General features: G+C 25.5%; 30 protein-coding genes. 22 read left to right on the top strand and 8 right to left on the bottom strand.

Going from position 1 to position 23,640, the window contains the following annotated elements:
- Positions 1-63 precede the first annotated feature (63 nt).
- Complete coding sequence (locus NBW53_RS09375) at positions 64-486, top strand: phage portal protein (protein ID WP_250277979.1); 423 nt, start codon at positions 64-66, stop codon at positions 484-486.
- On the opposite strand, the gene NBW53_RS09370 is transcribed toward NBW53_RS09375, so the two are convergent.
- Positions 476-643: a hypothetical protein gene (locus NBW53_RS09370; protein WP_250277209.1), complete on the bottom strand. Its 168-nt coding sequence runs from the start codon at positions 641-643 to the stop codon at positions 476-478. The two genes, NBW53_RS09375 and NBW53_RS09370, sit on opposite strands and share 11 nt — an antisense overlap.
- Between NBW53_RS09370 and NBW53_RS10220 the strand changes: the two genes are divergently transcribed.
- The 14 genes from NBW53_RS10220 to NBW53_RS09300 all read left to right on the top strand — a co-directional run bounded on the left by NBW53_RS10220 (position 576) and on the right by NBW53_RS09300 (position 7,650).
- Positions 576-1,475: an XkdQ/YqbQ family protein gene (locus NBW53_RS10220; RefSeq protein WP_456300776.1), complete on the top strand. Its 900-nt coding sequence runs from the start codon at positions 576-578 to the stop codon at positions 1,473-1,475. The two genes, NBW53_RS09370 and NBW53_RS10220, sit on opposite strands and share 68 nt — an antisense overlap.
- 1 nt (position 1,476) lies before the next feature.
- A complete protein-coding gene (locus tag NBW53_RS09360) occupies positions 1,477-1,755 on the top strand; it encodes a hypothetical protein (RefSeq protein ID WP_250277207.1) in 279 nt (92 codons plus the stop codon).
- 4 nt (positions 1,756-1,759) lie between these two features.
- Positions 1,760-2,212, top strand: a complete 453-nt coding sequence (locus tag NBW53_RS09355) for a DUF2634 domain-containing protein (RefSeq protein ID WP_250277978.1) — start codon at positions 1,760-1,762, stop codon at positions 2,210-2,212.
- The gene (locus tag NBW53_RS09350) at positions 2,202-3,269 is read left to right on the top strand and encodes a baseplate J/gp47 family protein (RefSeq protein ID WP_250277205.1); all 1,068 of its coding nucleotides are present in this window, start codon (positions 2,202-2,204) and stop codon (positions 3,267-3,269) included. The genes NBW53_RS09355 and NBW53_RS09350 overlap by 11 nt, the downstream gene beginning before the upstream one ends.
- Positions 3,262-3,798 (top strand): putative phage tail protein, encoded by a 537-nt coding sequence (locus NBW53_RS09345; protein ID WP_250277204.1) that lies wholly within the window; start codon positions 3,262-3,264, stop codon positions 3,796-3,798. Before NBW53_RS09350 ends, NBW53_RS09345 begins: the two co-directional genes overlap by 8 nt.
- A gap of 11 nt (positions 3,799-3,809) precedes the next feature.
- Positions 3,810-4,430: a hypothetical protein gene (locus NBW53_RS09340; protein WP_250277203.1), complete on the top strand. Its 621-nt coding sequence runs from the start codon at positions 3,810-3,812 to the stop codon at positions 4,428-4,430.
- A 16-nt stretch (positions 4,431-4,446) separates the two neighbouring features.
- Positions 4,447-4,728 (top strand): hypothetical protein, encoded by a 282-nt coding sequence (locus tag NBW53_RS09335; RefSeq protein WP_250277202.1) that lies wholly within the window; start codon positions 4,447-4,449, stop codon positions 4,726-4,728.
- A 2-nt stretch (positions 4,729-4,730) separates the two neighbouring features.
- The gene (locus tag NBW53_RS09330) at positions 4,731-4,874 is read left to right on the top strand and encodes a hypothetical protein (RefSeq protein ID WP_250277201.1); all 144 of its coding nucleotides are present in this window, start codon (positions 4,731-4,733) and stop codon (positions 4,872-4,874) included.
- Positions 4,875-4,888: 14 nt separating this feature from the next.
- Positions 4,889-5,128 (top strand): phage holin, encoded by a 240-nt coding sequence (locus NBW53_RS09325; protein ID WP_250277977.1) that lies wholly within the window; start codon positions 4,889-4,891, stop codon positions 5,126-5,128.
- Between the two features lie 99 nt (positions 5,129-5,227).
- A complete protein-coding gene (locus tag NBW53_RS10140; RefSeq protein WP_334302897.1) occupies positions 5,228-5,305 on the top strand; it encodes a putative holin-like toxin in 78 nt (25 codons plus the stop codon).
- A gap of 160 nt (positions 5,306-5,465) precedes the next feature.
- Entirely contained in the window at positions 5,466-6,266 is an 801-nt protein-coding gene (locus NBW53_RS09315) for a M15 family metallopeptidase (protein WP_250277976.1), read from the top strand.
- Between the two features lie 8 nt (positions 6,267-6,274).
- Positions 6,275-6,760: a phage holin family protein gene (locus NBW53_RS09310; RefSeq protein ID WP_250277975.1), complete on the top strand. Its 486-nt coding sequence runs from the start codon at positions 6,275-6,277 to the stop codon at positions 6,758-6,760.
- 260 nt (positions 6,761-7,020) lie between these two features.
- Positions 7,021-7,191: a type II toxin-antitoxin system HicA family toxin gene (locus NBW53_RS09305; RefSeq protein WP_250277974.1), complete on the top strand. Its 171-nt coding sequence runs from the start codon at positions 7,021-7,023 to the stop codon at positions 7,189-7,191.
- A 75-nt stretch (positions 7,192-7,266) separates the two neighbouring features.
- Entirely contained in the window at positions 7,267-7,650 is a 384-nt protein-coding gene (locus NBW53_RS09300) for a type II toxin-antitoxin system HicB family antitoxin (RefSeq protein ID WP_250277973.1), read from the top strand.
- 54 nt (positions 7,651-7,704) lie between these two features.
- Here the strand turns inward: NBW53_RS09300 and NBW53_RS09295 are convergent, their stop codons facing one another.
- On the bottom strand, positions 7,705-8,427 hold the full coding sequence (locus NBW53_RS09295; protein ID WP_250277972.1) for a LysM peptidoglycan-binding domain-containing protein: 723 nt from the start codon (positions 8,425-8,427) through the stop codon (positions 7,705-7,707).
- A 337-nt stretch (positions 8,428-8,764) separates the two neighbouring features.
- On the opposite strand from NBW53_RS09295, the gene NBW53_RS09290 reads away from it, so the two are divergent.
- The 6 genes from NBW53_RS09290 (at position 8,765) to sigK (ending at position 14,223) form a co-directional block, all read left to right on the top strand.
- Complete coding sequence (locus tag NBW53_RS09290; RefSeq protein WP_250277971.1) at positions 8,765-9,784, top strand: hypothetical protein; 1,020 nt, start codon at positions 8,765-8,767, stop codon at positions 9,782-9,784.
- Between the two features lie 51 nt (positions 9,785-9,835).
- Positions 9,836-11,182 (top strand): DUF5711 family protein, encoded by a 1,347-nt coding sequence (locus NBW53_RS09285; protein WP_250277970.1) that lies wholly within the window; start codon positions 9,836-9,838, stop codon positions 11,180-11,182.
- Between the two features lie 20 nt (positions 11,183-11,202).
- Entirely contained in the window at positions 11,203-11,898 is a 696-nt protein-coding gene (locus tag NBW53_RS09280) for a CvpA family protein (RefSeq protein WP_250277969.1), read from the top strand.
- A gap of 3 nt (positions 11,899-11,901) precedes the next feature.
- Entirely contained in the window at positions 11,902-12,552 is a 651-nt protein-coding gene (locus NBW53_RS09275) for a YigZ family protein (protein WP_250277968.1), read from the top strand.
- A 13-nt stretch (positions 12,553-12,565) separates the two neighbouring features.
- Positions 12,566-13,291 carry a YebC/PmpR family DNA-binding transcriptional regulator gene (locus tag NBW53_RS09270; protein WP_250277967.1) on the top strand — a complete coding sequence of 242 codons (726 nt, stop codon included), beginning with the start codon at positions 12,566-12,568 and terminating at the stop codon, positions 13,289-13,291.
- A gap of 290 nt (positions 13,292-13,581) precedes the next feature.
- Positions 13,582-14,223 (top strand): RNA polymerase sporulation sigma factor SigK, encoded by a 642-nt coding sequence (sigK, locus tag NBW53_RS09265; protein ID WP_250279033.1) that lies wholly within the window; start codon positions 13,582-13,584, stop codon positions 14,221-14,223.
- A 141-nt stretch (positions 14,224-14,364) separates the two neighbouring features.
- Here sigK and NBW53_RS09260 read toward each other — a convergent pair whose 3' ends face one another.
- From NBW53_RS09260 to NBW53_RS09235, 6 genes are all read right to left on the bottom strand, one after another.
- Entirely contained in the window at positions 14,365-15,390 is a 1,026-nt protein-coding gene (locus NBW53_RS09260; RefSeq protein ID WP_250277966.1) for a 3-deoxy-7-phosphoheptulonate synthase, read from the bottom strand.
- Positions 15,391-15,403: 13 nt separating this feature from the next.
- Positions 15,404-15,949 carry a 5-formyltetrahydrofolate cyclo-ligase gene (locus NBW53_RS09255; protein ID WP_250277965.1) on the bottom strand — a complete coding sequence of 182 codons (546 nt, stop codon included), beginning with the start codon at positions 15,947-15,949 and terminating at the stop codon, positions 15,404-15,406.
- Positions 15,950-16,105: 156 nt separating this feature from the next.
- On the bottom strand, positions 16,106-18,010 hold the full coding sequence (htpG, locus tag NBW53_RS09250; RefSeq protein WP_250277964.1) for a molecular chaperone HtpG: 1,905 nt from the start codon (positions 18,008-18,010) through the stop codon (positions 16,106-16,108).
- Positions 18,011-18,111: 101 nt separating this feature from the next.
- On the bottom strand, positions 18,112-19,698 hold the full coding sequence (locus NBW53_RS09245) for an NAD(P)/FAD-dependent oxidoreductase (protein WP_250277963.1): 1,587 nt from the start codon (positions 19,696-19,698) through the stop codon (positions 18,112-18,114).
- Between the two features lie 12 nt (positions 19,699-19,710).
- Positions 19,711-20,946 (bottom strand): BaiN/RdsA family NAD(P)/FAD-dependent oxidoreductase, encoded by a 1,236-nt coding sequence (locus tag NBW53_RS09240; RefSeq protein ID WP_250277962.1) that lies wholly within the window; start codon positions 20,944-20,946, stop codon positions 19,711-19,713.
- 177 nt (positions 20,947-21,123) lie between these two features.
- On the bottom strand, positions 21,124-22,353 hold the full coding sequence (locus NBW53_RS09235) for a copper amine oxidase N-terminal domain-containing protein (RefSeq protein ID WP_250277961.1): 1,230 nt from the start codon (positions 22,351-22,353) through the stop codon (positions 21,124-21,126).
- 411 nt (positions 22,354-22,764) lie between these two features.
- On the opposite strand from NBW53_RS09235, the gene NBW53_RS09230 reads away from it, so the two are divergent.
- Positions 22,765-23,484 (top strand): ferric reductase-like transmembrane domain-containing protein, encoded by a 720-nt coding sequence (locus NBW53_RS09230; RefSeq protein ID WP_250277960.1) that lies wholly within the window; start codon positions 22,765-22,767, stop codon positions 23,482-23,484.
- Positions 23,485-23,640: the final 156 nt, after the last annotated feature.

The raw sequence follows: 23,640 nt of genomic DNA, 5'->3' as shown, positions 1-23,640 counted from the left end.
AATTATAAATTTAGGTTACTATTATTAAAATAGTAGCCTTTTTATATTGGAAAGGTTGGTTTTATGGATATTATATTTAGTGCAAACAATAATGAACAAGTATTAACATTGCCTATAATACCTGAGAATATGCCAGAACTATCACAAAGTTATAAAAACTCTACATTTGAAAGTATTAATGGAGAATTAAATTTAATAGGCATTAAATCACTTAGAACAGTGTCTTTTTCTTGTTTTTTCCCTACTAAAAAATATAGGTTTATTAGACCTAAAGCAAAAGAAGACGGTTGGATATATGTAGCATTTTTTAATAAGTATGCTAGTAATAAAATGCCTGTACGTATGATATTACTTGATAATGACAACATAGAAATATCAAATATGGCTTATACTGTAGAAAGTTTTAATTGTTATGTAGATAAAGTAGGAGATATACAGTATTCTTTAGATTTAAAAGAATATAGATTTCCTAAAATTAAAAAGTAGGTGGTATTATTTTTACATTTTTTATATTAAAAAATAGTGAAAAAATAAATATATCTGACTTTGTAGGTAATATAACTTGGTGTGATAGTATTGACACTTTAGGTGTACAATTAGATTTTTCTATACCTAAAGACAATGCATATATTAAATTTTTCATAGACTGTGGAGATAAAATTTTATTATGTAAAAATGGTAAAACATTATTTCAAGGCATTATTACTGATAAAAATATTAATGGCATATTTGAAGAAAGTTTTACCGCTTTTGACTTTGCTTTTTATCTTAATAAATCAAAGGTAATAAAACAATTTAATAATATAAATGGTAGAATAGCTATATCTAGTATATGTAGTGAACAAGGTATAAATGTAGGAGAAATTCCTACTTTAAATACTAATATAAATCATATTTATTTTGAAAATACAATAGCAGAAATAATAGATGATATACTACAACAATGTAGTAAAGAAACAGGAAAAATATATTATAAAGAAGTTTTAAAAGATAAGCTATATATATTTGAAAGAGGTACAAAAATTATAAACCCAACTTATAAAATGGCAGTAAATGTAGCAAGTATAAAGGTATTAGATGAAATAGGACAAAACTTTTCTAAAGGTTATAGCATAGCAAATTTAAAAAATAAAGTAACTATAATTACTCAAAATGAAAAAGAGGCAAGAGTTATAGCTACAAAAGAGGATAATAAAAATATAGAAAAATATGGGCTATTACATCATATTGAAAGTGTGGACCAAAAAGATAAAAATCAAGCTACAAATATAGCTAATAACAGGTTAAAAGAGCTAAATAAAATTAAAGAAACCTTATCTTTAGAGCTTTTAGGAGATATAACTATAAAAGCAGGTAGAGTATTAAATATTAATAATAAAGAGATAAATATTAATGGTAAATTTAATATTATATCAAGTAATCATACTATTGAAAGTGGTATACATAAAACAAATATTGAACTAGAAAGGCTTTAATATGAGTGATATTAACTACATAGCAAATTTATTTAAAGAACGTAATAATCCTAGTAAAATAGGTGTAGTTATAGGTGAAATAGTTGAAGTTATAGAAGAAAAAGACTATGTAAAAGTTAGTATATTAGATGGTACTATACAAAAAGACAAGTTTTATTCTTTAATACAAAAGTTTACTATAGAAGATATAGGTAAAAAAGTAATAGTTACTATGACAGAAAATAATCAAGAACTTATTATACTTGGATATTTTAAAGAATTTTTACCTTTAAAGGAGTGATTATATGTTTCCTAAAATAAATTATAATATTATGGAAATAGAAGATAGTAAGCCTATTACTTTAGGTAAATGCTTTAAATTTGACTTTCAAAAAGGAAGACATATTATTATAGACGGAAAATTTGTAGAGTGTGATTTTCAAGAAAATATAAGGCAATTTATACAAGTCATTTTAAGGACAAAAATAAATACTTTTAAAGTGTATACAATAGATGATGATGAAAACTTTGGGTTATCTATACATAATTATATGGGAAATAAAGTTTATCATAAAGGGTTTATATTGTCTGAAACTAAAAGGGAGATAACAGAACAACTTTTAAACCACCCTTTTATAAAAGATGTAGATAATTTTAAATTTGAGTTTGAAAATACATTTTTAAATATAACTTTTACTTGTTTTTTACATAATCATGAAATTTTAAATATTAATGAGGTGGTAGAACTTGAATTTTAATAAAAAATCTAATGAAATTTTAGAAGAGATTTTACAGGGAATACCAGATACTTATGAAAAAAGAAAAGGATATTTTTTGTGGGATATTCTAAAAGCTATATCCATTAGAATGTGTGATACTTTAAAAAGTTTAACTATTGTATCTAGTAAGTTAGATATAAATAACTTAACAGGTACAGAGCTTGAAAGGTTTATTACACAACGTACAGGTATAGAAAGAAAAAAGGCTACATATTCTCAAGGTGTTGTTACTGTAAAAGGTAATGGGACTATTAATATTGGAGATATATTTGAAACAGAAGGGCTTATTCGTTTTGAGGCAATAGAACAAAAAAACATAATAGATATGGGTAATGTTAATATAAGATGTGTTACAGCTGGTAAAATAGGTAATGTTCCTATTAATAGTATTAAAAAAATGCCTGTTACAATTGCAGGTATTAACTCTTGTAATAACGAAACAGAAACAGAGGGAGGTTATGATGAGGAAATAGACATAGATTTAAAAAATAGATATTTTGAAAGATTAAGAGAGCCTGCTACAAGTGGCAACATATATCACTATAAAAGGTGGGCTAAAGAGGTTGAAGGTGTAGGAGATGCTAAAGTAATACCACTTTGGAATGGACATACTACTGTTAAAGTTATTATTGTAGATAATGATAGGTTACCTGCCGATGAAAATCTTGTGAAAAAGGTACAAGAATATATAGACCCTAACATAACAGGAGAAGGAAGAGGGCAAGCACCTATTGGAGCATTTTGTACAGTAGTTAGTGCCACTCCTAAAACTATATCTATATCAGTTAAAGCTGTATTTAGCAGAAACTATGATAAAGAACAATTAAAGAAAAGAATAATCGAAAATATAACTTTATATTTAAAAGAAATAGCATTTAAAAAAGATGTATTAAGTTATGCTATTGTAGGGTCTAAAATTTTAGATGTAGAAGGTGTTATTGACTATACAGATTTAAAAATAAATAATCAAACATCTAATATAGAATGTAATCAAGAAGAGGTTTTTACATTAGAAAGAGTTGATTTTATTGAATAATAGAGTTATTAATTTTATAAATAAAATATTTATAAATGATGATATTACAAAGCATATAGCTAGAATAAGCCAAACAGAAATAGAAAATATAGAAATAAAAATAGATGATATAAAAAGCAATATATTTTTGGATACATCTACTTGGGGCCTAAATATATTTGAAAAAGAATTGAATATAGAATATGTAGAAGATAAGTTAATTGAAGAAAGAAAAGCTATAATAAGTGCTAAATGGAGAGGAGCAGGTAAACTAACTTTAGAGCTTATACAAGATACTGTTAAGGCTTATACAGACAATCTTGTAAAAGTACGATTTAACGGAACTATAATAATAGATTTTACTAATAAAATAGGCAAACCTAAGGATATAGGTAGTTTAATAAAAAGTATTGAAGATATTAAACCAGCACATTTAGGAGTTGATTATATTTTTAAGTATAGAACTTGGGGAGATTTAAGCTCTTTAACTTGGAAAAGTATATCAAGTAAAACTTGGAAAGAGGTACGAGAAAGTGAAAAATTAATATAGGAGGTAAGCAAATGAGTGATAACAAATTTACAAATTTAGATAAACTCGAATATCCATTAGAAGACGATTCTATAGATATTAAAGTATTAAATAATAATACAAGGCTTTTAGATGAAAAAAAAGCAAATATATCAAGCCTTGAAAATGTTGCTCGCGAAAGTAGCCCTATGGATATTGAAAATAATATAAAGTCTGTATCTAGTAAAGTTGATGCAATATCAGATAGAGTAAACAGGCTACCAGGTGCAATTAATAACAACACAACAAACTTACAGAAGCTTAACACTAGTACACAAGACTTACAAAATAAAGTAACAGAAATATCAACACAAGTTGGTAATTTAGGAAAAAAGTTAAATAATTTAAGTAGCGTTAAAAAAGTTCAAGTATTTAACGGTAGTTTTTCTAATAGAAGAGATATGGACTCTAAATCAATAACCATTAATTCTGTTGATGTTAATAAAACATTAGTATTAACCAACTGTTTGTCAAATGATACAACAAATAATGATAATACAGAAATAATTGCATATTTGTATAATGCAAGTACATTAAGATTTAATTGTCTTTATGGTTGGGGTAATGACTTTACACCTACTAAATATTTCGTTCAAGTCATCGAATTTAATTAAATAAGGAGGATTGAATATGTATTACGCATATTTAGATGAAGATAATTTTTGTTACACAATAGGTAGTTTATCGGAAGAATTAGAAGAAAATTCAAGAATAATAAAGATTAACAATTATGACCCTAATTTAATCAATAGAAAATATGATATTCATCAAAAAAAATGGCTAGATATTTTTAAAGAATTAAACACTAAAACTCAAATATCTTCACAAGCACAAACAAACGCACAAATTTTAAATGAGTTAAATTATTTAACTTGTTTACAAGAAATAAACTCAATGAAAGGCGGTAACTAATAATGAGTACATATGAAAGTTCAAAAATAATAATTCAATCTGGTAAATATGAAAAAGAAGATATGCTAAAAAGACTTGATTTGTTTTTAAATTTTAAAAGAATAACTTTAGAACAATATACAGAACTTGTAAATTTGATGAATTAAAAGGAGAAATTTATATGAGTAAATTTAATTGGAAAAAACGCTTTAAAAATCCTATATTTTGGGTAAATACATTATTAGCTATTGCTACACCTATACTTGCATATTTTGGTATGAATGGACAAGATTTAACAACTTGGGAAAGCCTATTTAATTTAGTATTAAATGCTTTAAAAAATCCTTATGTTTTAGGACTTGTCTTAGTATCTTTATGGAATAATATTATTAATCCAGTAACTAAAGGGATAACAGATTAATAATTGACATATAACAACAAAAAATATATAATTGAAAAGAGCTAATCTTAATAAGGGTTGTTAGCCTACTAACTCTAACAAGAGTTAGGGGGTGGTATTATGAGTACATATGAAACAATATCATTAATGATAAGTTTTGCTACTCTAATCATTTTGATAATAAATACAAAAAAATAACAGCCCTGTGTTCGCCAAAACTGTGGCTGTTAATTGAATAAAAACAATTAATAGTAGGCTAACAATTAAGATTAGCTTTTCTTATATTCATTATAGCATATAGTTGGTTTAAAGGCAAGTAATACTTGCTTTTTTTTATGCAAAAAATAAGGAGATATTTATGAGTAGAGATATAACATTACTACACCCCGAAGTGCAAGCTATAATACCTAAATTTTTAGAAGAATGTAAAAAAAATGGGTTGATAGTTGGAATTAGTCAAACTTTTAGGACAGAAAAAGAGCAAAATGACCTATATGCACAAGGTAGAACAAAGCCAGGTAATATAGTAACAAATGCTAAATATCCATATAGTAATCATAACTGGGGTATGGCTTTTGATATTTACAGAAATGATGGAAAAGGTATATATAATGATACAGACAATTGGTTTGCAAAGGTAGGAAGTATAGCAGTTAAATTAGGGTTTGAATGGGGCGGAAATTGGAAAGGCTTTCCCGATAAACCACATATAGAGTTTACTAAATATGGGAATACAACAACTCTTGCTAAAAAATATGGAACACCCGAAAATTTCAAAAAAACTTGGAAGGAAGTTGATAAATATATGTTTGTAACTAGAAATTATAGCTATAATGGTAAAACAAAAGCATTTACTGTAATAAATGAAAAAGGTGAAAACTTTATAAAAATAAGAGACTTAGCCGAACTTTTAAATAAAAATATTAAATATGATGCTAATACTAAAATAACAAATTTAGAAGACATTCTAGAAAATATAAATGTAGAAGCTAACAACAAAAAAGTCACTGTTAAAGCTATAAATAGTGGTGGATTTAACTTTGTAAAAGTTAGAGACTTAGCAGATTTTTTAGGATTTGAAACAGGATATAATGAAACTAATAACAGTATATTTTTTAAACTAAAACAATCTATTTTAGATAAAATATTTAAAAAGTAGGTGTTAGTATGAATATTTTTGAAACAAAAGTAAATTATATAATATCTACAATAACAGGTATATTATCGGCTATTTTAGGTGATTTTTGGTTTTTATTTATATTTTTACTAGGCTTAAATATAATAGACTACACAACTGGAGTAATGAAAGCTAGATACTTAAAAAAAGAAAGTTCAAGACAAGCAATGAAAGGCTTTATTAAAAAGTTTTTAATATGGTGCTTAATAGCTATGGGCTTTGGCCTTGGTATTGTATTTAAACAAATAGGTCAAATAATAGGATTAAATTTACATATAATGTTGTCTATTGGTTGGTTTATACTTGCCCATTGTATAATAAATGAATTTAGAAGTATTTTAGAAAATATGGTAGAGCTTGATAAGGGGCATCTTGTTCCTAAATGGTTAATAAAAGGGCTTGAAGTTGCTAATCAAATGATTGATAGAAATGTTAATGAAGTAATTAATAACTTAGAAGAAAAAGAGAGTGAATAGACACTCTCTTTTTTATAAATATGCAAAATTTATAATTTATATATATAATTTTAGGACATAAATTTTTAGTTGCTTACAATGATAATGGAAAAAACTATTATAGTATATCGGAGTTAGCAGAGGTTTTAGGCAAAAAGGTTATTTATGATGCTAATACTAAAGTTACTAAAATAATTTAATGGATAATAAGTGTAAAATACGTATAAAACTATTGACGAATACGCGTAAAATATGTATAATATAATTAAGAGGTGGTAATAATGAAAAGAAGAGAGCTAATAAAAATGTTAGAAAAGGCTGGTTGGTATTTAAAAAGAAACGGTGGTAACCACGATATTTATACAAATGGGAAAGATATTGAGCCGATACCAAGACACCCAGATATTAATGAAAGATTAGCTAAAGAAATAATAAGGAAAAGAAATTTATAAACTTTTCCTTATTAAAAATATTTTTAATTTTAAATAATGTTTATTACCATAATATAATTAAAGGAGTTGTATTTTATGAAATATGTGTATCCAATAGTTTTGACTAAAGAAGATGATGGTTACTATGTAAGAGTACCAGATTTTGATGCTAGTACACAGGGAGAAGATTTAGCAGATGCTATTGAAATGGCTAGAGATTTAATTGGTTTAATGGCTATTGATTTTGAAGAAGACAAAAAAGAAATACCTATGCCAAATAGTGCTAAATTTGAAAAAGAGGAAGATGATATAGTAACTCTTGTAGATGTTGATTTTTTAGAATATAAGAAAAAACATAGTAATAAAATGGTTAGAAAAAATTTAACAATACCTTACTGGCTTAATGTAGAGGCAGAAAAAGCAGGGATAAACTTTTCACAAGTTTTACAAGTGGCTTTAAAAGAAAAATTAAATGTTTAATATGGGGAGTTTTATACTCCCTTATTTATACTTATATAAAACTTATAATTACTATTATCTTGTATGGGATAATGTATAACCCCATTCATATGTCATAAGTAATACAGCATTTGCAATATTTCCAATTGCACTATAATTATGAGCTTCATATAGTAGTCCTTTCTGTGTGCTAGAGGTTTTTGGAGCTAAAGATACAGTAACAGGATAGCCTTGCTTATTAAGACTGGAAGTTACATTATTTATAAAAGATACAAAAGACATACTATCTTGTGGGAGAACAAACTCAAAATCTATATCTAGACCAAAGTAGTCTTTTTCTTTAAGAGTTTTAAGAATATTATATATTAATATATTTTGAATTTCTACATCATTTAAAATTTTACTAGCTAATTGATTATCAAAATTACCATTCTCATTTAAAGGTGATAATAGCATAATAGGCTTAGTATCATATTCTTTTATAATATTTAAAACATTTTCATCATTTGCAGGGATAAGTTCTCCATTTTCTTTAAACCCATAAGAAAATACAGTTGCAAATGTTAAATAGGGTAAAGTTTGTCTTAGCAAATCTTCTTCTATATTTGTATATAAATAACCATTAGTTGCTATAGTACCTATTTTTTTTGTATTTTGAGGTATAACTATAGTTTGACCTATAACAAGGTTATCACTTAAATTTATCATATTTTCTTTAGCTAAAAATTCTGCTGTTGTATCATAATTTTTTGCAATAGAAGATAGAGTATCTCCTTCTTTAACTACATAAATTATCATAAAAATCTCCTTAAAATATTTTATTACATTATATGCTATTATATAAATTTTTACTATAAAATTGCAGACTGAAGACAAAATATTTTAGGAGTGATTTTTTTATTTTTATGCTGTGTATAAAAATTATAATTACTAGATGTGGCTTTGCATCAGATTTTATAAAAAGATAGATTTCTAGAGATTTTAACCCTTCCCTTGTGCGAATAAATTAGTTTTCTCATATAGTATTTCAAAATTTTTTTGAAAGTTTGTAGACTTTATCTACAACCTGAAATTTTAGCTATAAAATTAATTATATATCATATATTTATATATAAAAAAAATTAAAGGAGATATTATGACCAAAAAATACATATTAAAAATAGCACTTATATATACAGGAACTATATTGGGTGCAGGGTTTGCAACAGGAAAAGAGCTTGTAAACTTTTTTGCTATATTTAATAAAATAGGTATAGTAGGTTTTTTTATAGCCTGTTTATTATTAAGCATATGTTCTATAGCTATATTACAAGCTATATATAATACAAAAGCAAAAACATATGATATGTTTTTATATGATATATTTGGAAAGTTAGGTAAGTACATACAATATTTTAATACAGTTTTACTATTTGTTTTATTTTCGGCTATGTTGGCAGGAGGAGGGGCAACTATATCAAATATACTTAGTATAAATGAGCCTATAAGTTTAGCTATATTTTGTATTATAACTTTTTTTGCACTTATATTTGGTAAAAAGGCTATTATAAATATAAATACAGTATTATGCCCTATATTAATATTAGGTGGAGTTTTAATAGGTATATATTTACAGTTTTTTTCAAGTGTAAATGTTTTTAGCAATAACACAAAAGCAATCATATCACCATTTATATATACATCATATAATGCAATAACTACTATATCTGTATTATTTGCAGTAAAAAATATTGTTATAAATAGAAAAGTTGTAGTTTTTGGTGGATTATTAGGAGGAATTTTTATATTTTTTATAGGCATATCTATGCTACTACCTTTAATAGAAAATATAACATACATAAAAGATGCACAACTTCCTATATTATCATTAATAGAAAATAAAGGTATAATAAAAAATTTATATAGCTTTACTGTTTTAGCCGCAATTTTTACAACGGCAGTTTCTAATGGAGTTGCTTTAGAAGATTCATTTAAAAATCTATTTAAAATAAAGGGTATTTATATAAAAATAGGTATTATAGCCTTAGGAGTAATATTTTCTACAATGGGATTTTCAGACATAGTAGCAACTGTATATCCAATATTTGGGTATTTAGGTCTATTTGAAATATTAGTTATAGTTATTATGTTTTTATTTAACTGTATTGACAAATAAAGCATATGCTTTATAATTATATTAGAGCTTTGTATACTTTAGGAGATACTTATGAAAAATTTAAAAAAACCTATTATTGTAGCAATATTTATATTAGTTACTATTATATTATCTATGTATTTTACTCCAAAACAAAATGTTAATAAACAGCAAATTGTAAAAAAAGATTTTAAGGCTATAGATATTAACTCTGGAGAACAAGTATATACATATGGTGCGTATATATATATTTATGGAAAGTCTGGTATAAAAATTTTAAAAAATGATGAAGTTTTGTTAGAAGATAAATTTTCTATTGAAAACCCCTATATAGTTACATCATATAATAAAATTGCTATTTGTGATGCTAATGGGAAAGTTGCAAGAGTTTATTCTAACGAAGGACATTTATACACAGTGAATGCTATAAATAATATACTAGGATTTACAATTAATAAAAATGGATTTTTATCTATAATATTTAAAAATAATACTAACTATCAAATAGAATTATACAATAACAAAGGGGATAATATATACTCTATAAAGGATATAGGCTATAAAGAGGGAGTTCCTGTTGGATTATCTATATCGGATGATAATAACATTTTAGCTGTTTCTTATATAAGAATAACAGGTGCTACAGTAGATTCTAATATAGTTTTTTATTCTATACAGGATAACCAAGTTTTTGGAGGATTTATAAAACAAAATCAAATAGTAGGTATTATAAAGTTTACAGAGAAAAATAGCCTAGTTAGCATATCGGATAAAGAAATTTTTATAATAAAGGCTAATTCTATTAAAGCTAACGAACAGATAAAAGAAACTTACAGAAAACCTTTAAATAATATACTAAAATATGTTGAATTTTTAGACGGCATAGGTTATGTTGTATGTTATGGTCAACCTATAATAACAACAGAAGAATTTATACCAGAAGATACTGTTGTCTTTTATAATTCATCTGGTGGAGAAATAGGTAAACATTATGAAAAAAACCAAAGAATAACAAACATATATGTAAGTCAATATGGAGCTATTTTAGAAAAAAATAGATTATTTATAGCATTAGATACATCAGGTAAGAAAATTTGGGACTATCAAGCAACGCAAGATATAAAAGAAGTCAATTTTTATAATGATGCTAACAAAGCTATAATTGTTACAAATAATCAAATAAAAATAGTAAAGATAAATAAAACTTTATTAGATAAACAAATAGACCCTAATAATACAACACAAGAAACAACTAATAATAAACAAAATGATAAAATTACAGAACAAACAACTATTAATAAGGAAAATGATAAAAAGTTACAACAAACAACTATCAATCAAAAAAATGATAAAAAAACAGAAACTACTACTAAAAATAAAAAAGATGAAAATATTAGTACTACAACTAAAAAAGAGTAGGTTATAATTTAGGAGGAAAAATGCATATTTTAGATTTTATTTTGATAGCAATTTTTATAGCTTGTATTATTAATGGATATTACAAAGGGCTTTTTAGAGAAATATTTGATATTATAGGATTTGTATTAGGTATAGTAATATTTGCAATAATATATCCTATAATTAACAATGCGTTATTAAAAAGTACATTTTTAACAAAAGTTAAAGATTGGGTAGTATATGATTTAAAATTAGGACAGTTTGTTACAACTACACAAGAAGATATTGTGGCTGGTATACAGTCATTAAATGTTCCTAATATTATTAAAGATTTATTATTAGAAAATAATAACGAAGTTTTTTATAATGTGTTTGGAGTAAAAAATGTAGTAGATTACATTTCAACTTTTGTAGGGGTTATAGTTATAAGCCTTATAACAGTTTTTGTAGTAATTTTAATAGTTAGTATATTAATGAGTATATTATCAAGAACAACAAACTTTTTATCAAAAGTACCTGTGTTAGGTAAATTTGATAAAATAGGTGGCGTATGTTTTGGTGTGTTAAATGGTATATTTACAATATGGCTTGTTGGTATTATTGTTTTAGTACTGTCTGTTTTTCCACCTTTATCTTTCTTAAAAGGACAGTTAGATGGATTTTTAACAGAACCATTAATAAATAATAATATATTAGTAAAAGCTTTATTAAATTTAATATTAGGGATTATAAATTAGGTTATGAAAAAATGCTTTAAAACAATAAATGAAAGAGGAAATGCTGAAATAATAGAGAAAAAATCAAGGTTTATAGCTAATGTTTTACCTATTTCCACAGAAGAAGAAGCAATAAACTTTATATCTAGCATAAAAAAGCAATATTATGATGCAAGACATAATTGTTTTGCATACATAATAGGCGGAGATATACCTATTATGCGTTTTAGTGATGATGGTGAACCAAGTGGTACGGCAGGAAAACCTATATTAGATGTATTACTAGGTGAAAAAATCGAAAATGCAGTAGTTGTTATAACTAGATATTTTGGTGGGACATTGCTTGGCACAGGAGGCCTTGTAAGAGCTTATGGGAAAGCTACAAAAGAAGGAATTTTGGCAGCAAAAATAGTAGAGATGGATAGCTATAGCCAAATTTTTATAAGTGTAGATTATTCTTTAATAGGGAAAATACAATATGAAATAGCTAACAAAGGGCATATCCTTATAGATACTGAATATACAGACAATGTTAAATTTAGTGTTTATGTAAAAAGTGATGTGGCAGATGATTTTATAAAAAATATTATAAACTTAACAAATAATAACGTAAATATAGAAAAAGTTGGAGAAAAATTTTTAAAATTAATAGAAGGACAAGTTGTTTTAGACTAAATGGAGGGATAATATGGCAGGACATTCTAAATTTGCTAATATAAAACATAAAAAAGAAAAAAATGACGCTATAAAAGGTAAAATATTTACAATTATAGGTAGAGAAATTGCCGTAGCAGTTAAGGCAGGTGGTGCCGACCCTACAAGCAATTCTAGACTTAGAGATGCAATAGCAAAAGCTAAATCTAACAATATGCCAAATGATACAATAGAAAGAAGCATAAAAAAGGCAGCAGGTAATATAGATGGAGTAAACTATGAAGCTATTGTATATGAAGGTTATGGACCTAAAGGTGTTGCTGTTATAGTAGAAACACTAACGGACAATAAAAATAGAACAGCTGCTAATGTTAGAAGTGCTTTTACAAAAGGTAATGGTAATATGGGTACAACAGGTTGCGTTAGCTTTATGTTTGATGAAAAAGGGCAAATTATGGTTGAAAAATTAGATAATATAGAATCTGATGAGCTTATGATGATAGCATTAGATGCTGGAGCTTTAGATTTTAACGAAGAAGAAGAAGGGTATGAAATAATAACAAGCCCAGAAGATTTTTCTGCAGTTAGAGAAGCAATAGAAAAAGCTAATATACCTATAATAGATGCAGAGGTTAGTATGATACCTCAAACATATACAGTTTTAACAGATGAAGAAGACATTAAAAAAATGAATAAACTATTAGAACTTTTAGACAATGATGATGATGTAAAAAATGTATATCATAATTGGGAACAATAATAATGTTTTAGGTTAATTTTTTAGTTTCTTGTATAAAAAATTTATACAGGAATAAAAATTCTAATAACAAGACAAGGTTCCTTGTATTGTGCAAAAGTTAGATTTTTAGGTGCTTTAGCCTAAATTAGCTTTTTTATCTACTACCTTAATAAAAGTGTGGGAACCCACACTTTTATTATTATATAAATTTTTATTTAGACTTGCACAAAACAAACATCTTTAGCATATTATATAAAATAGCTTTTGCTGGGGGTGTTTTTTTGCTTTTTTCATTTTTTAATTGTTTTTTTATGTTTTCTTGCATAACAGGTGGGAATACTTTTCCTAAGCCATTAACAGTAGAAGAAGAAGAAAAATATTTAAACGAATATAAAGATGGTAGTATAGAAGCTAAAAATATACTAATAGAAAGAAATTTAAGGCTAGTAGCACACATTGTAAAAAAATATACTAACTATCAAAAAGATAGTGAAGACTTAATATCTATTGGAACAATAGGGCTTATAAAAGGTATTACAACATTTAAAAATGATAAAGGTATAAGACTAGCAACATATGTAGCTAGATGTATTGAAAATGAAATATTAATGTATATAAGGGTTAGCAAAAAACATAACAAAGATGTTTATTTACAAGATACAGTTGGGGTAGATAAAGACGGAAATGAAGTAACTTTAGAAGATAAAGTGGCCGATGAAAGCGTTAGTATTGATGAAGAAGTTATGTTAAAAATGCAAAGCAAAGTATTATATGAAAAAATAAGAAAAGTTTTGAGTGGGAGAGAAAAAACTATAATAGAGCTTAGGTATGGACTTATAAATGGGGAAGAACTTACACAAAGAGATATAGCTAAAAAGCTTGGTATAAGCAGAAGTTATGTATCTAGAATAGAAAAAAAAGCCCTAGAAAAACTTTATAAAGAAATGGAATAATACATTATAAATTTTAGTTTTAAATAATAAAGCTATAAAGCATATGTTGCTTTATGGTTACATAAATAAAACACCCAAAAAGCTATAAATTTAGGCTACAGATTTATCTGTAGCCTTTTAAAAATGTTATTTTTTATAAATTTATATATACTCGGCTAAATTAAACAATAGTTTTTTTGTATCATCTATATTTAGACAAGGATCTGTAATAGATTTTCCATATGTTTTACCAGTACAGTCTGAGCCTTCTTTTATATAGCTTTCTATCATAAACCCTTTAATAATATTTTTTAAATCATTATTTTTATTTATACTTTTTAATACATCTTTTACTATTTCTGGTTGTTTATAAAAAACTTTGCCAGAGTTAGAATGATTAGCATCTATTATTAAAGATTTATTTTTTAAGTTTGATTTATTATATAGATTAGCTATATTTAAAAGACTTTCATAATAATAGTTAGGACAATGGTTTCCGTCTAAATCTACACTACCTCTTAAAATACCGTGTGTAAATATATTACCAGTTGTATTTACCTCATAACCATCGTAAATAAAATTATGAGTTTTTTGAGCGGTATATATAGCATTAAACATAGTTGATATATCACCATTTATAGGGTTTTTCATACCAATGGCACAGTCTATACCACTTGCCATAATTCTATGTTGTTGATTTTCTACACTTCTAGCTCCAATAGCTACATAGCTTAATAAGTCTTCAAAAAATGGATATGAAAAAGTATATAACATTTCATCGGCAATGGGAAAACCATAATTTTTTATTATTTTTATATCTAATTTTCTTATAGCTATTATTCCATCTTTCATACTTGGGCTACTATTAATATTATGTTGGTGTATCATACCTTTATAGCCATCACCAGTTGTTCTAGGTTTACTGGTATATATTCTAGGTACTATAAAAAGTTTTTCTTTTACTTGTTCATTTATTTTATAAAGCATATCTAAATATTCACAAACAGATTTTTCGTTATCTGCAGAGCAAGGTCCTATTATAACTAACATTTTATTAGATTTAGATGATAATATATTTTTTATTTCTTTATCATTTTGTAATTTTATATTTTTTAAATTTTTATCTAAAGGTAATAAATCAAATATTTCTTCTTTAGTGGGAATTTTAGATATTTTTTTAAAACTCATATTTTTCCTTTCTTTAGTATACATTTTTTTCAGTAATTATAATATCTACTTTTTCATCATAATAATCAGGATTAAAATCACATATAAAACTTTCAAAGCAAATGCCAACAGAGGCTAAACATATGTTATTTTTTAAAAAATAATCATAATATCCTCCTCCATATCCTATACGATATTTATTTTTATTATATATAATAGTTGGAACAATAATAATTGTTGTATTATCACTAATTTTTTCTTTTTCATATAAAGGTTCTAAAATGTTAAATTTATTTTTTATAAGATTTTTTTCATTATATTTTTTAAAAATCATAGTATTTTTTGAAGTTATAACCGGACAATATATATTTTTATTATCTTTTTTAGCTTGATTTATTATATACTGTGTGTTTATTTCTTTTTCTAGGCTTAAATATATAAAAATATTTTTAGCTTGTTTATATATAGATAAATTAAAAAAATTATTAGATATAGCTTGGCTTATAGAATTAATATAGGTATTAGGAAAATTAGAACGTATATTCATATAGCTATTTCTTAAAAATTGTTTTTGGTTCATTTTATAAAGTCTTTCTTTATTATAATTTATTTTTATCTTAGTTTAACAGAATATAACAATTTATTCAACAATTTATAAAAAATAATTAAGGCTAAAGACAAAAGTCTTTAACCTTGTAGTTATTATATCAGACTGTAGACAAAGTCTACACCCTTATTATATATTATTATTTAAAAGCATCTCTAATATTTTATTACTACGTTCTATAAAGCTAGTCATAGAATTCATATCAAGATGTTTGTGGCTCATTGTAGCTAAATCATATATTTGATTGCATATTAAATTAGTTTTATCTTTTTTAGTTTCATCATCTTTAATTTTAAGAAGAAGTTTAACAACGTTATTATTGCTATTTAAAACTAATGTTTCTTCAGAAGGCATAGCACCAAAAGGCATATTCATACCATACATTTTAGCCATTTCTTCCATTCTTCTAGCTTGTTCGCTAATTTGTATAACACCAGATATATCAGTAGCTTTAAGACTTTCTACTTTAATCTTTAAGTTATCACCTTTTTGTAAAGTATTTTTAAATAGTGTTTCTAAAGAATCGTTAATTTCTTTATCTTCTTCTTTAGAGTTATCTTTTAATGTATCAGATAAATCACTATCTATTCTAACAAAGCTAATACCTTGATTATACATTTCTAAAGTAGACATATAAGGATTATCTAGTTTAGTGTTTAAAATAACGGCGTCCATATTGTTATCTTTAAACATTTTTATATATTGAGCTTGTTGGTTTTCATCTGTAACATAAAATACTTTGTTTTCGTGATGTTGTTTATTTTGTTCTAAATATTCGTTTAAAGTTACATATTTATTATTAATAGTTTTAAATAATAAACTATCTTTTACCTTTTCATAAAAATCTTTTTCTCTAAGACAACCATATTTAATAAATTGGCTTATATCGTCCCAAAATCCTTCAAATTGTTCACGTTGTTTTTTAAATAAGCTATTTAATTTATCAGCAACTTTTTTAGTAATATATTTACTCATTTTTGTAACGTAACCGTCATTTTGTAAAAAGCTACGGCTTACGTTAAGAGGTAAATCTGGACAGTCTAATGTACCTTTTAAAAGTAGTAAAAATTCAGGTATAACTTCTTTTAAATTATCGGCAATAAATACTTGATTATTATAAAGTTTAACTTGACCTTCAATAGAGTCTAATTCGTGTTTTAATTTTGGAAAATATAAAATACCTTTAAGTTTGAAAGGGTAGTCCATATTTAAATGTATCCAAAATAAAGGTTCGTTAAAATCTGAAAATACTTGATGATAAAATTCTTTATATTCTTCGTCGCTACATTCGTTAGGTTGTTTTAACCATAAAGGATTAGTTTTGTTAATAGGTAAAAGCTCTTTTATATCATTTTCATCTATTGTGTCATTTTCGTTTTCTTGTTCGGCTTCTTTTTTCATTGCCTCTAAATCTTTAAAGAAAATTTCAATAGGCATAAAATAACAATATTTATTTAAAATTTCACGAAGTTTAAATGGATTTAAAAAATCTTTACCTTCTTCTCCTACAAAAAGTGTAATAGTTGTCCCACGCTCTGCTCTATCACTTTCGCCTATTTCATACTCTATACCACCATCACAAATCCATTTGGCAGGCTTAGCATCTTCTTTATATGAAAGAGTATCTATCATAACTTTATCTGCCACCATAAATGCAGAATAAAATCCAAGACCAAAATGTCCTATAATATCTCCGCCGTCTTCTAGCTGGTCTTTATATTTATTAACAAAATCACTAGCACCAGAAAAAGCTATTTGTGTGATATATTCTTCTATTTCATCGGTAGTCATACCAATACCATTGTCTATAATCTGGATAGTGCTATTTTCTTTATCAAGCACTACTCTAACGCTAAATTTTTCATCATCTTTAAGCTTTGCCTCACCCATATTAGATAATTTTTTTAATTTATTTATAGCATCACAACCGTTAGACACTAGCTCTCTAATAAAAATATCTGAATCTGAATAAAGCCATTTTTTTATAATTGGTAAAATATTTTCGCTATTTATTGAAAGGTTACCTTTTTTCATTATTTATACCTCCTAAAATTTAAATGTTATTTATATTTTAATACTATAAATATGAAATGTCAAGAAAAATTAGCACTCTTTTTAAAAGAGTGCTAGTAATATTATAAACTATTAATAATAGCCTCGGCACATTTTATACCATCAACACCAGCAGATACAATACCACCAGCATATCCACAACCTTCACCACAAGGATAAAGCCCTTTATATTTTATAGATTGTAAGGTTTGTTTATCCCTAATAATTCTAATAGGTGAAGAGCTTCTACTTTCTATTGCAGTCAAAAGACCATTTTCATCTGCAAATCCTTTTATTTTTTTATCCATTTCTATAAGCCCAAGTCTAATAGATTGATATATAAAGTCAGGGAAAATTTGTTTAAAATCTGACGGAGTAACCCCTGGTTTAAATGTCGGTTGTATGTTGCCTATAGAAGTAGAGGCTACTTCTTTTAAAATATCACCTATCTTTTGAACAGGTGCAAAGTAGTTACCACCACCAGCTATAAAAGCTTTTTGTTCAAGCTCTCGTTGAAAATCTACACCAGATAATATATTATTATTATCTAAATCTTCAGGATATACTTCAATTAATAAAGCACTATTTGCATTTTTTCCACTACGATCAAAATAGCTCATACCATTGGTAACAAGCCTATTTTTTTCAGAAGAGGCATTTACAACATACCCTCCAGGACACATACAAAAAGTATAAGCGCCTCTATTGTTAGGTAGCCTTACCGCAAGTTTATAATCGGCCGGTGGTAAATAACAAGCAAATTTGCCATATTGTGCGTTATTTATAAATTCTTGACTATGTTCTACACGGACACCAACGGCAAAAGGTTTTTTTTCAATAGGGTGATTTTTATTGTTTATAAGCTCAAAAGTATCTCTAGCGCTGTGTCCTATTGCCAATATAACATTATCACTGTTAATATTAAAAGTTTCTCCAGTTTTAATATTTTCAACAGTAACACCAGTTATAGTATTATCTTTAGATAATAAATTTATCATTTTATGTTCAAATAAAACTAATCCACCAAGAGAAATTATTTCTTCTCTTATATTTTTAACCATAGTTATAAGCTTATCGGTACCTATATGAGGCTTTGCCCTATATAATATTTCTTCTGGAGCAGAAGCCTTAACAAATTCTTCTAGCAAAACTCTACATCTATAATCTTTTATACCAGTTGTAAGCTTACCGTCAGAAAATGTGCCAGCGCCACCTTCTCCAAACTGTACGTTAGAGTTTTCATTTAAATTGCCACTTTGCCAAAAATTATCTATATCTTTTTTACGTTCATAAACACTTTTACCACGTTCAATAATAATAGGTTTAAGCCCACTACGAGCAAGTATTAAACTTGCCATAAGTCCAGCAGGACCGAAACCGATAACAACAGGGCTTTTTTTACACTGTTTTTTAGGTATAGTATATGTAAAAGGTTCAACTTTTGAAACATCTTTTATTTTTAAATATTTTTTTTCATCTTTTATATCAATATCTAAAGAGAGGACATAAAAACCACCACGTTTTTCTCTTGCATCAATAGATTTTTTAGAGATTTTTATATTTAATATATCATTAATATTTGATTTTAAAATTTTACAAATAATAGCCTTTAGTTCATTTTCTGTTATTTCTTTTTCTAAAGGATATTTTATGTTTGAAATTCTTATCATTTTTTTTCCTTTCTAATTAATATCTTCTACGCAAGCCTTTGTACAAACATAGGAAGAGGACCAAGCCCATTGGAGATTAAATCCACCACAATCTCCAACAACATCTAATATTTCACCGGCACAATATAATCCTTTTATTATTTTAGATTCTAAAGTTTTATTGTTAAATTCATCAGTGTTAATACCTCCGGCAGTTACTTGAGCATTATTAAACCCGTTAGTATCTAAAATTGGAAGTTTATAGTTTTTTATTAAATAAGCCATATTTTTAAGCATATCATCTGTTAAATTTTTTACTAAAAAAGATAACTTTTCTATACCACTATTTTTAGCAATAATATTTCCTAAACGTTTGTTTAAAAGACCATTAAAGTAATTTTCCATATTGGTATAACTTAATATATTTTTTCTATCTTTTAATATTTTAAAAACTTTTTCTTGTGAAAAATTTGGCATAAAATCTATATATGCTATTAAATTATTATATCTTGCAAACAAGGTGGAAAGTTGAAAAACAGGTGGCCCAGATATACCATAGTCTGTAAAAAGTATCTCTCCAAATTCTTCTTTTAAAAATGTAGTATTATTATACATTTTTAAATTACCTGTTATTTTTATACCTTTTAATGATTTTACTTTTTCTGGAGGAGTTTTTAGCTGTACCAAAGCTGGCGTAAGGCTTGTACAACTATGACCTAAAGATTTTAATATTTTTATGCCACTGCCGTTTGAACCTAAGTTTGGACTAGCAACTCCACCTGTTGCTAATATTATTTTATCTGCTAAAATAGTTTCATTTTTTGTAGATACTATTTTAAACTGTGATTTTTTTTTATTTATTGCTTTTACATCAAATTCTGTTTTTATAGGTATATTTAAACTGTCTATTTTATTTCTAAGAGCATCTAATATGCTAGAAGCTTGTTCGCTATATGGATAAACTTTTCCATTTTCTAAAACTGTGTGTAAAACACCTAAGCTATAAAAAAACTCTATTGTGTCTTGAGGTGAAAACTGTTCTAAAAAATATTTAGTAAAAAGTTTATCTTTACCATAAAAATTTTTATATGTTGTATTAATATTTGTAAAGTTACAGCGGCCATTACCAGTTGCTAATATTTTTTTGCCAACTCTATCCATTTTTTCAAGTATTATTATGTTTATATTATCTTTTGATAAATTGTGAGCGTGTATAGCAGATGAAAGACCAACAGCACCACCACCTATAATAGCTAATGTTTTTTTCATTTTATCACCTTAATTTATATATTTATAATATAATTAGTATGTAATAAACCAACTATTTTGTCAATATATAAAATAACATAAAGTGCTAATAGTAGCTAATAAAAAAGACTAATAAAATGTATCTTAAACCTAAAATATTTAAGATACACTTTAAAAGTCTTTATTTTATATTTATAATTAGTTTAAAACTGTAATTTTAATAGGATTGTTAATTGGTGGAAGGCTTCTTGTCATAATAGGGCTATATTCTATTTCTAATTTTTGTCCTTCTTTTAACCAGTTATAAGCGTGTAAATCTTGACCATTTTTATATTCAATTTTTACATCATCATTTAAATTTAAAACTACATCGCCCATTTTTTCATCTGTTACTAAAATAGTTTTATTTTCTTTATCTACATTTTTAATAGTAGCTATACCATTTATAGTTTGATTTTGTGTATTATCTGTGTCTACATTTTCTACAACTTTTACCATTTTTGGTGTTGTCATAGGAGGTATGCTCATAGTCATAGCTTTGCCTAAAACTACTTCTAATGATTGGCCTTTTTTAAGGCTTGTATCTTTTGTTGTATATTCTACTTTAAAATCTGGTGCTATATTTAAAATAATTTCACCTTTTTCTTCGTCTTTAAATAGTACTTTTGTATTGTTATCGTCATCTTTTTCCACATTTAATACTTCACCGTAGGAAATTTTATCCACAACTTTTACACTTTTTGGTGTATTAATAGGAGGTTGGCTAGCAGACATAATATCACCATATTCTACTTCTAATGCTTGACCTATCATAAGGTTTTTATCATCAGATTTATATTCAATTTTTACATCTTTTATATTTAATACAACTTCTCCTTTTTGTGGGTCTTGTATTGTAATAGTATTATTTTCTTCATTTATATCTTTAATAATAATTTGTTTTTTTCTTTGCTCTGTATTGTTAGGTTTTTCTCCAATAAATAATGTATTATTAGTTGTTAATTCTATTTCTATACCAATTAAATTAAATAGTTCTATTGGAACATAAGTAACACCATTTTTTACAATAGGTGCTTGACCTAAAGGTTGTGGAGCCATTCTTGAAAATGTATAAGCATCTTTTGTTGTAGAAAATGTAATAAAGTGTGGTGCTTTTGTCATATTTATAGTTTTAGTATTTGTATCGTATTCTACATTATATCCAAGTTTTTCAAATACTGCTCTAACAGGTATTAAATTTTTATCGTTTTCTTTTAATACACTATAATTTTCTAATAATTCACCATTAATATATATTTCATTTTCTTTAGTATTATTTTGCTCTAAAGTTTGTTTTTGTAAATTAGGTTCATTATTAGCAAAAACAGTTGTTGTCATTAATGTAGCAATAGCTATCATAGGTATAATTTTTTTAATATTTTTTTTCATAAAAATCTTCTCCTTATATTTATAATAATTTATATTTTGATTTATAATTTCTTAAACGGATGTTTTATTTTTTTTGTTCCACAAAATAAAAAAATTTTTTAAAATTTATTATTTTTTATTTATATAATTATAATTATATTTAGGAAAGACTTTTAATTTTAATATTAAATTATTAATTATTTTTTGCAAAATAAAATACAGTTGTAGAAAATTGTTGACATATATATACATTTGTGATATTATACTTCTGTTAGCAAATTCTAACAAAAGTTGCTATTAAGTTAATTTATAATTATGTTAAAAACAAAAATAATTTTTAGTAATTATTATAATTTTAGTTTAAGTTTATAATTTTTGCTAAATAAGTCGCAATTAAATTTAAAATTATAAGATTTGGTTAAGGAGGTAAATATGTATCCAGTTCTTTCACTTGTATTAGCTTTACTTTTCGTTTTAGGTTTAGGTAATCAAATAAAAAAATATCCAAAATTCTTTTATTCATTATCTGTAATTTTAGTAATTGCTATTGGTATTTACTATCAGTTTAAATTAAAGGAAGTATTTCCAGAATGGTTTACACATTATATTGTAAATCCTTTTAAACGAGGAGCATTTTCTACTGCTTTATTTATTATAGTTATGTATACTGGAATATTAAATTCAAAATGGGCTATAACTAAAAAATTGTATAAAATTCGTGGAGAAATTTCTATAATAGCTTGTATTATTACTTTAAGTCATAATTTTGTTTATGGATTTACAGGTAAAAAACATTTTATAACTTTATTTACACATCCACAAGATATGAAATTAAAATATTTTATTGCTGCTATTATTAGTGTAATAATGATTTGTATGATGCTTCCTTTAATGATTACTTCTTTTCAAAATGTAAGGAAAAAGATGAAATATCATACATGGAAAAATATACAAAGAATGGCATACCCATTTTTTGCCCTTATATATATTCATACTATGGTTTTATTTGGAACAAAAGCATCTGAAAAAACACTTGAGATAGCTTTATATTCAGTTATTTTTATAGGCTATGGTATTTTAAGAGTTGCAAAAGCATTAAGGAGCAAATCAACCGTAAATGTTAATAATAAAAAAATATATTATGCATCTTAAATATAATATATTAAAGTTTTATACTGGGGAAAATTTGATAATAAATTTAAATAAAAAAACTATATGATAAATATTTATCATATAGTTTAGGGTGTAGACTTTGTCTACACCCTTTTTGTTGTCGCCGAATAGGCTTGATTAAACCACCAGCTATGC

The sequence above is a fragment of the [Clostridium] colinum genome (assembly GCF_940677205.1).
GTDB lineage: Bacteria > Bacillota > Clostridia > Lachnospirales > CAG-274 > Tyzzerella > Tyzzerella colina.
Note: the sequence above shows the minus strand (reverse complement) of the source record. Positions and strands in the feature narration are given on the sequence as shown.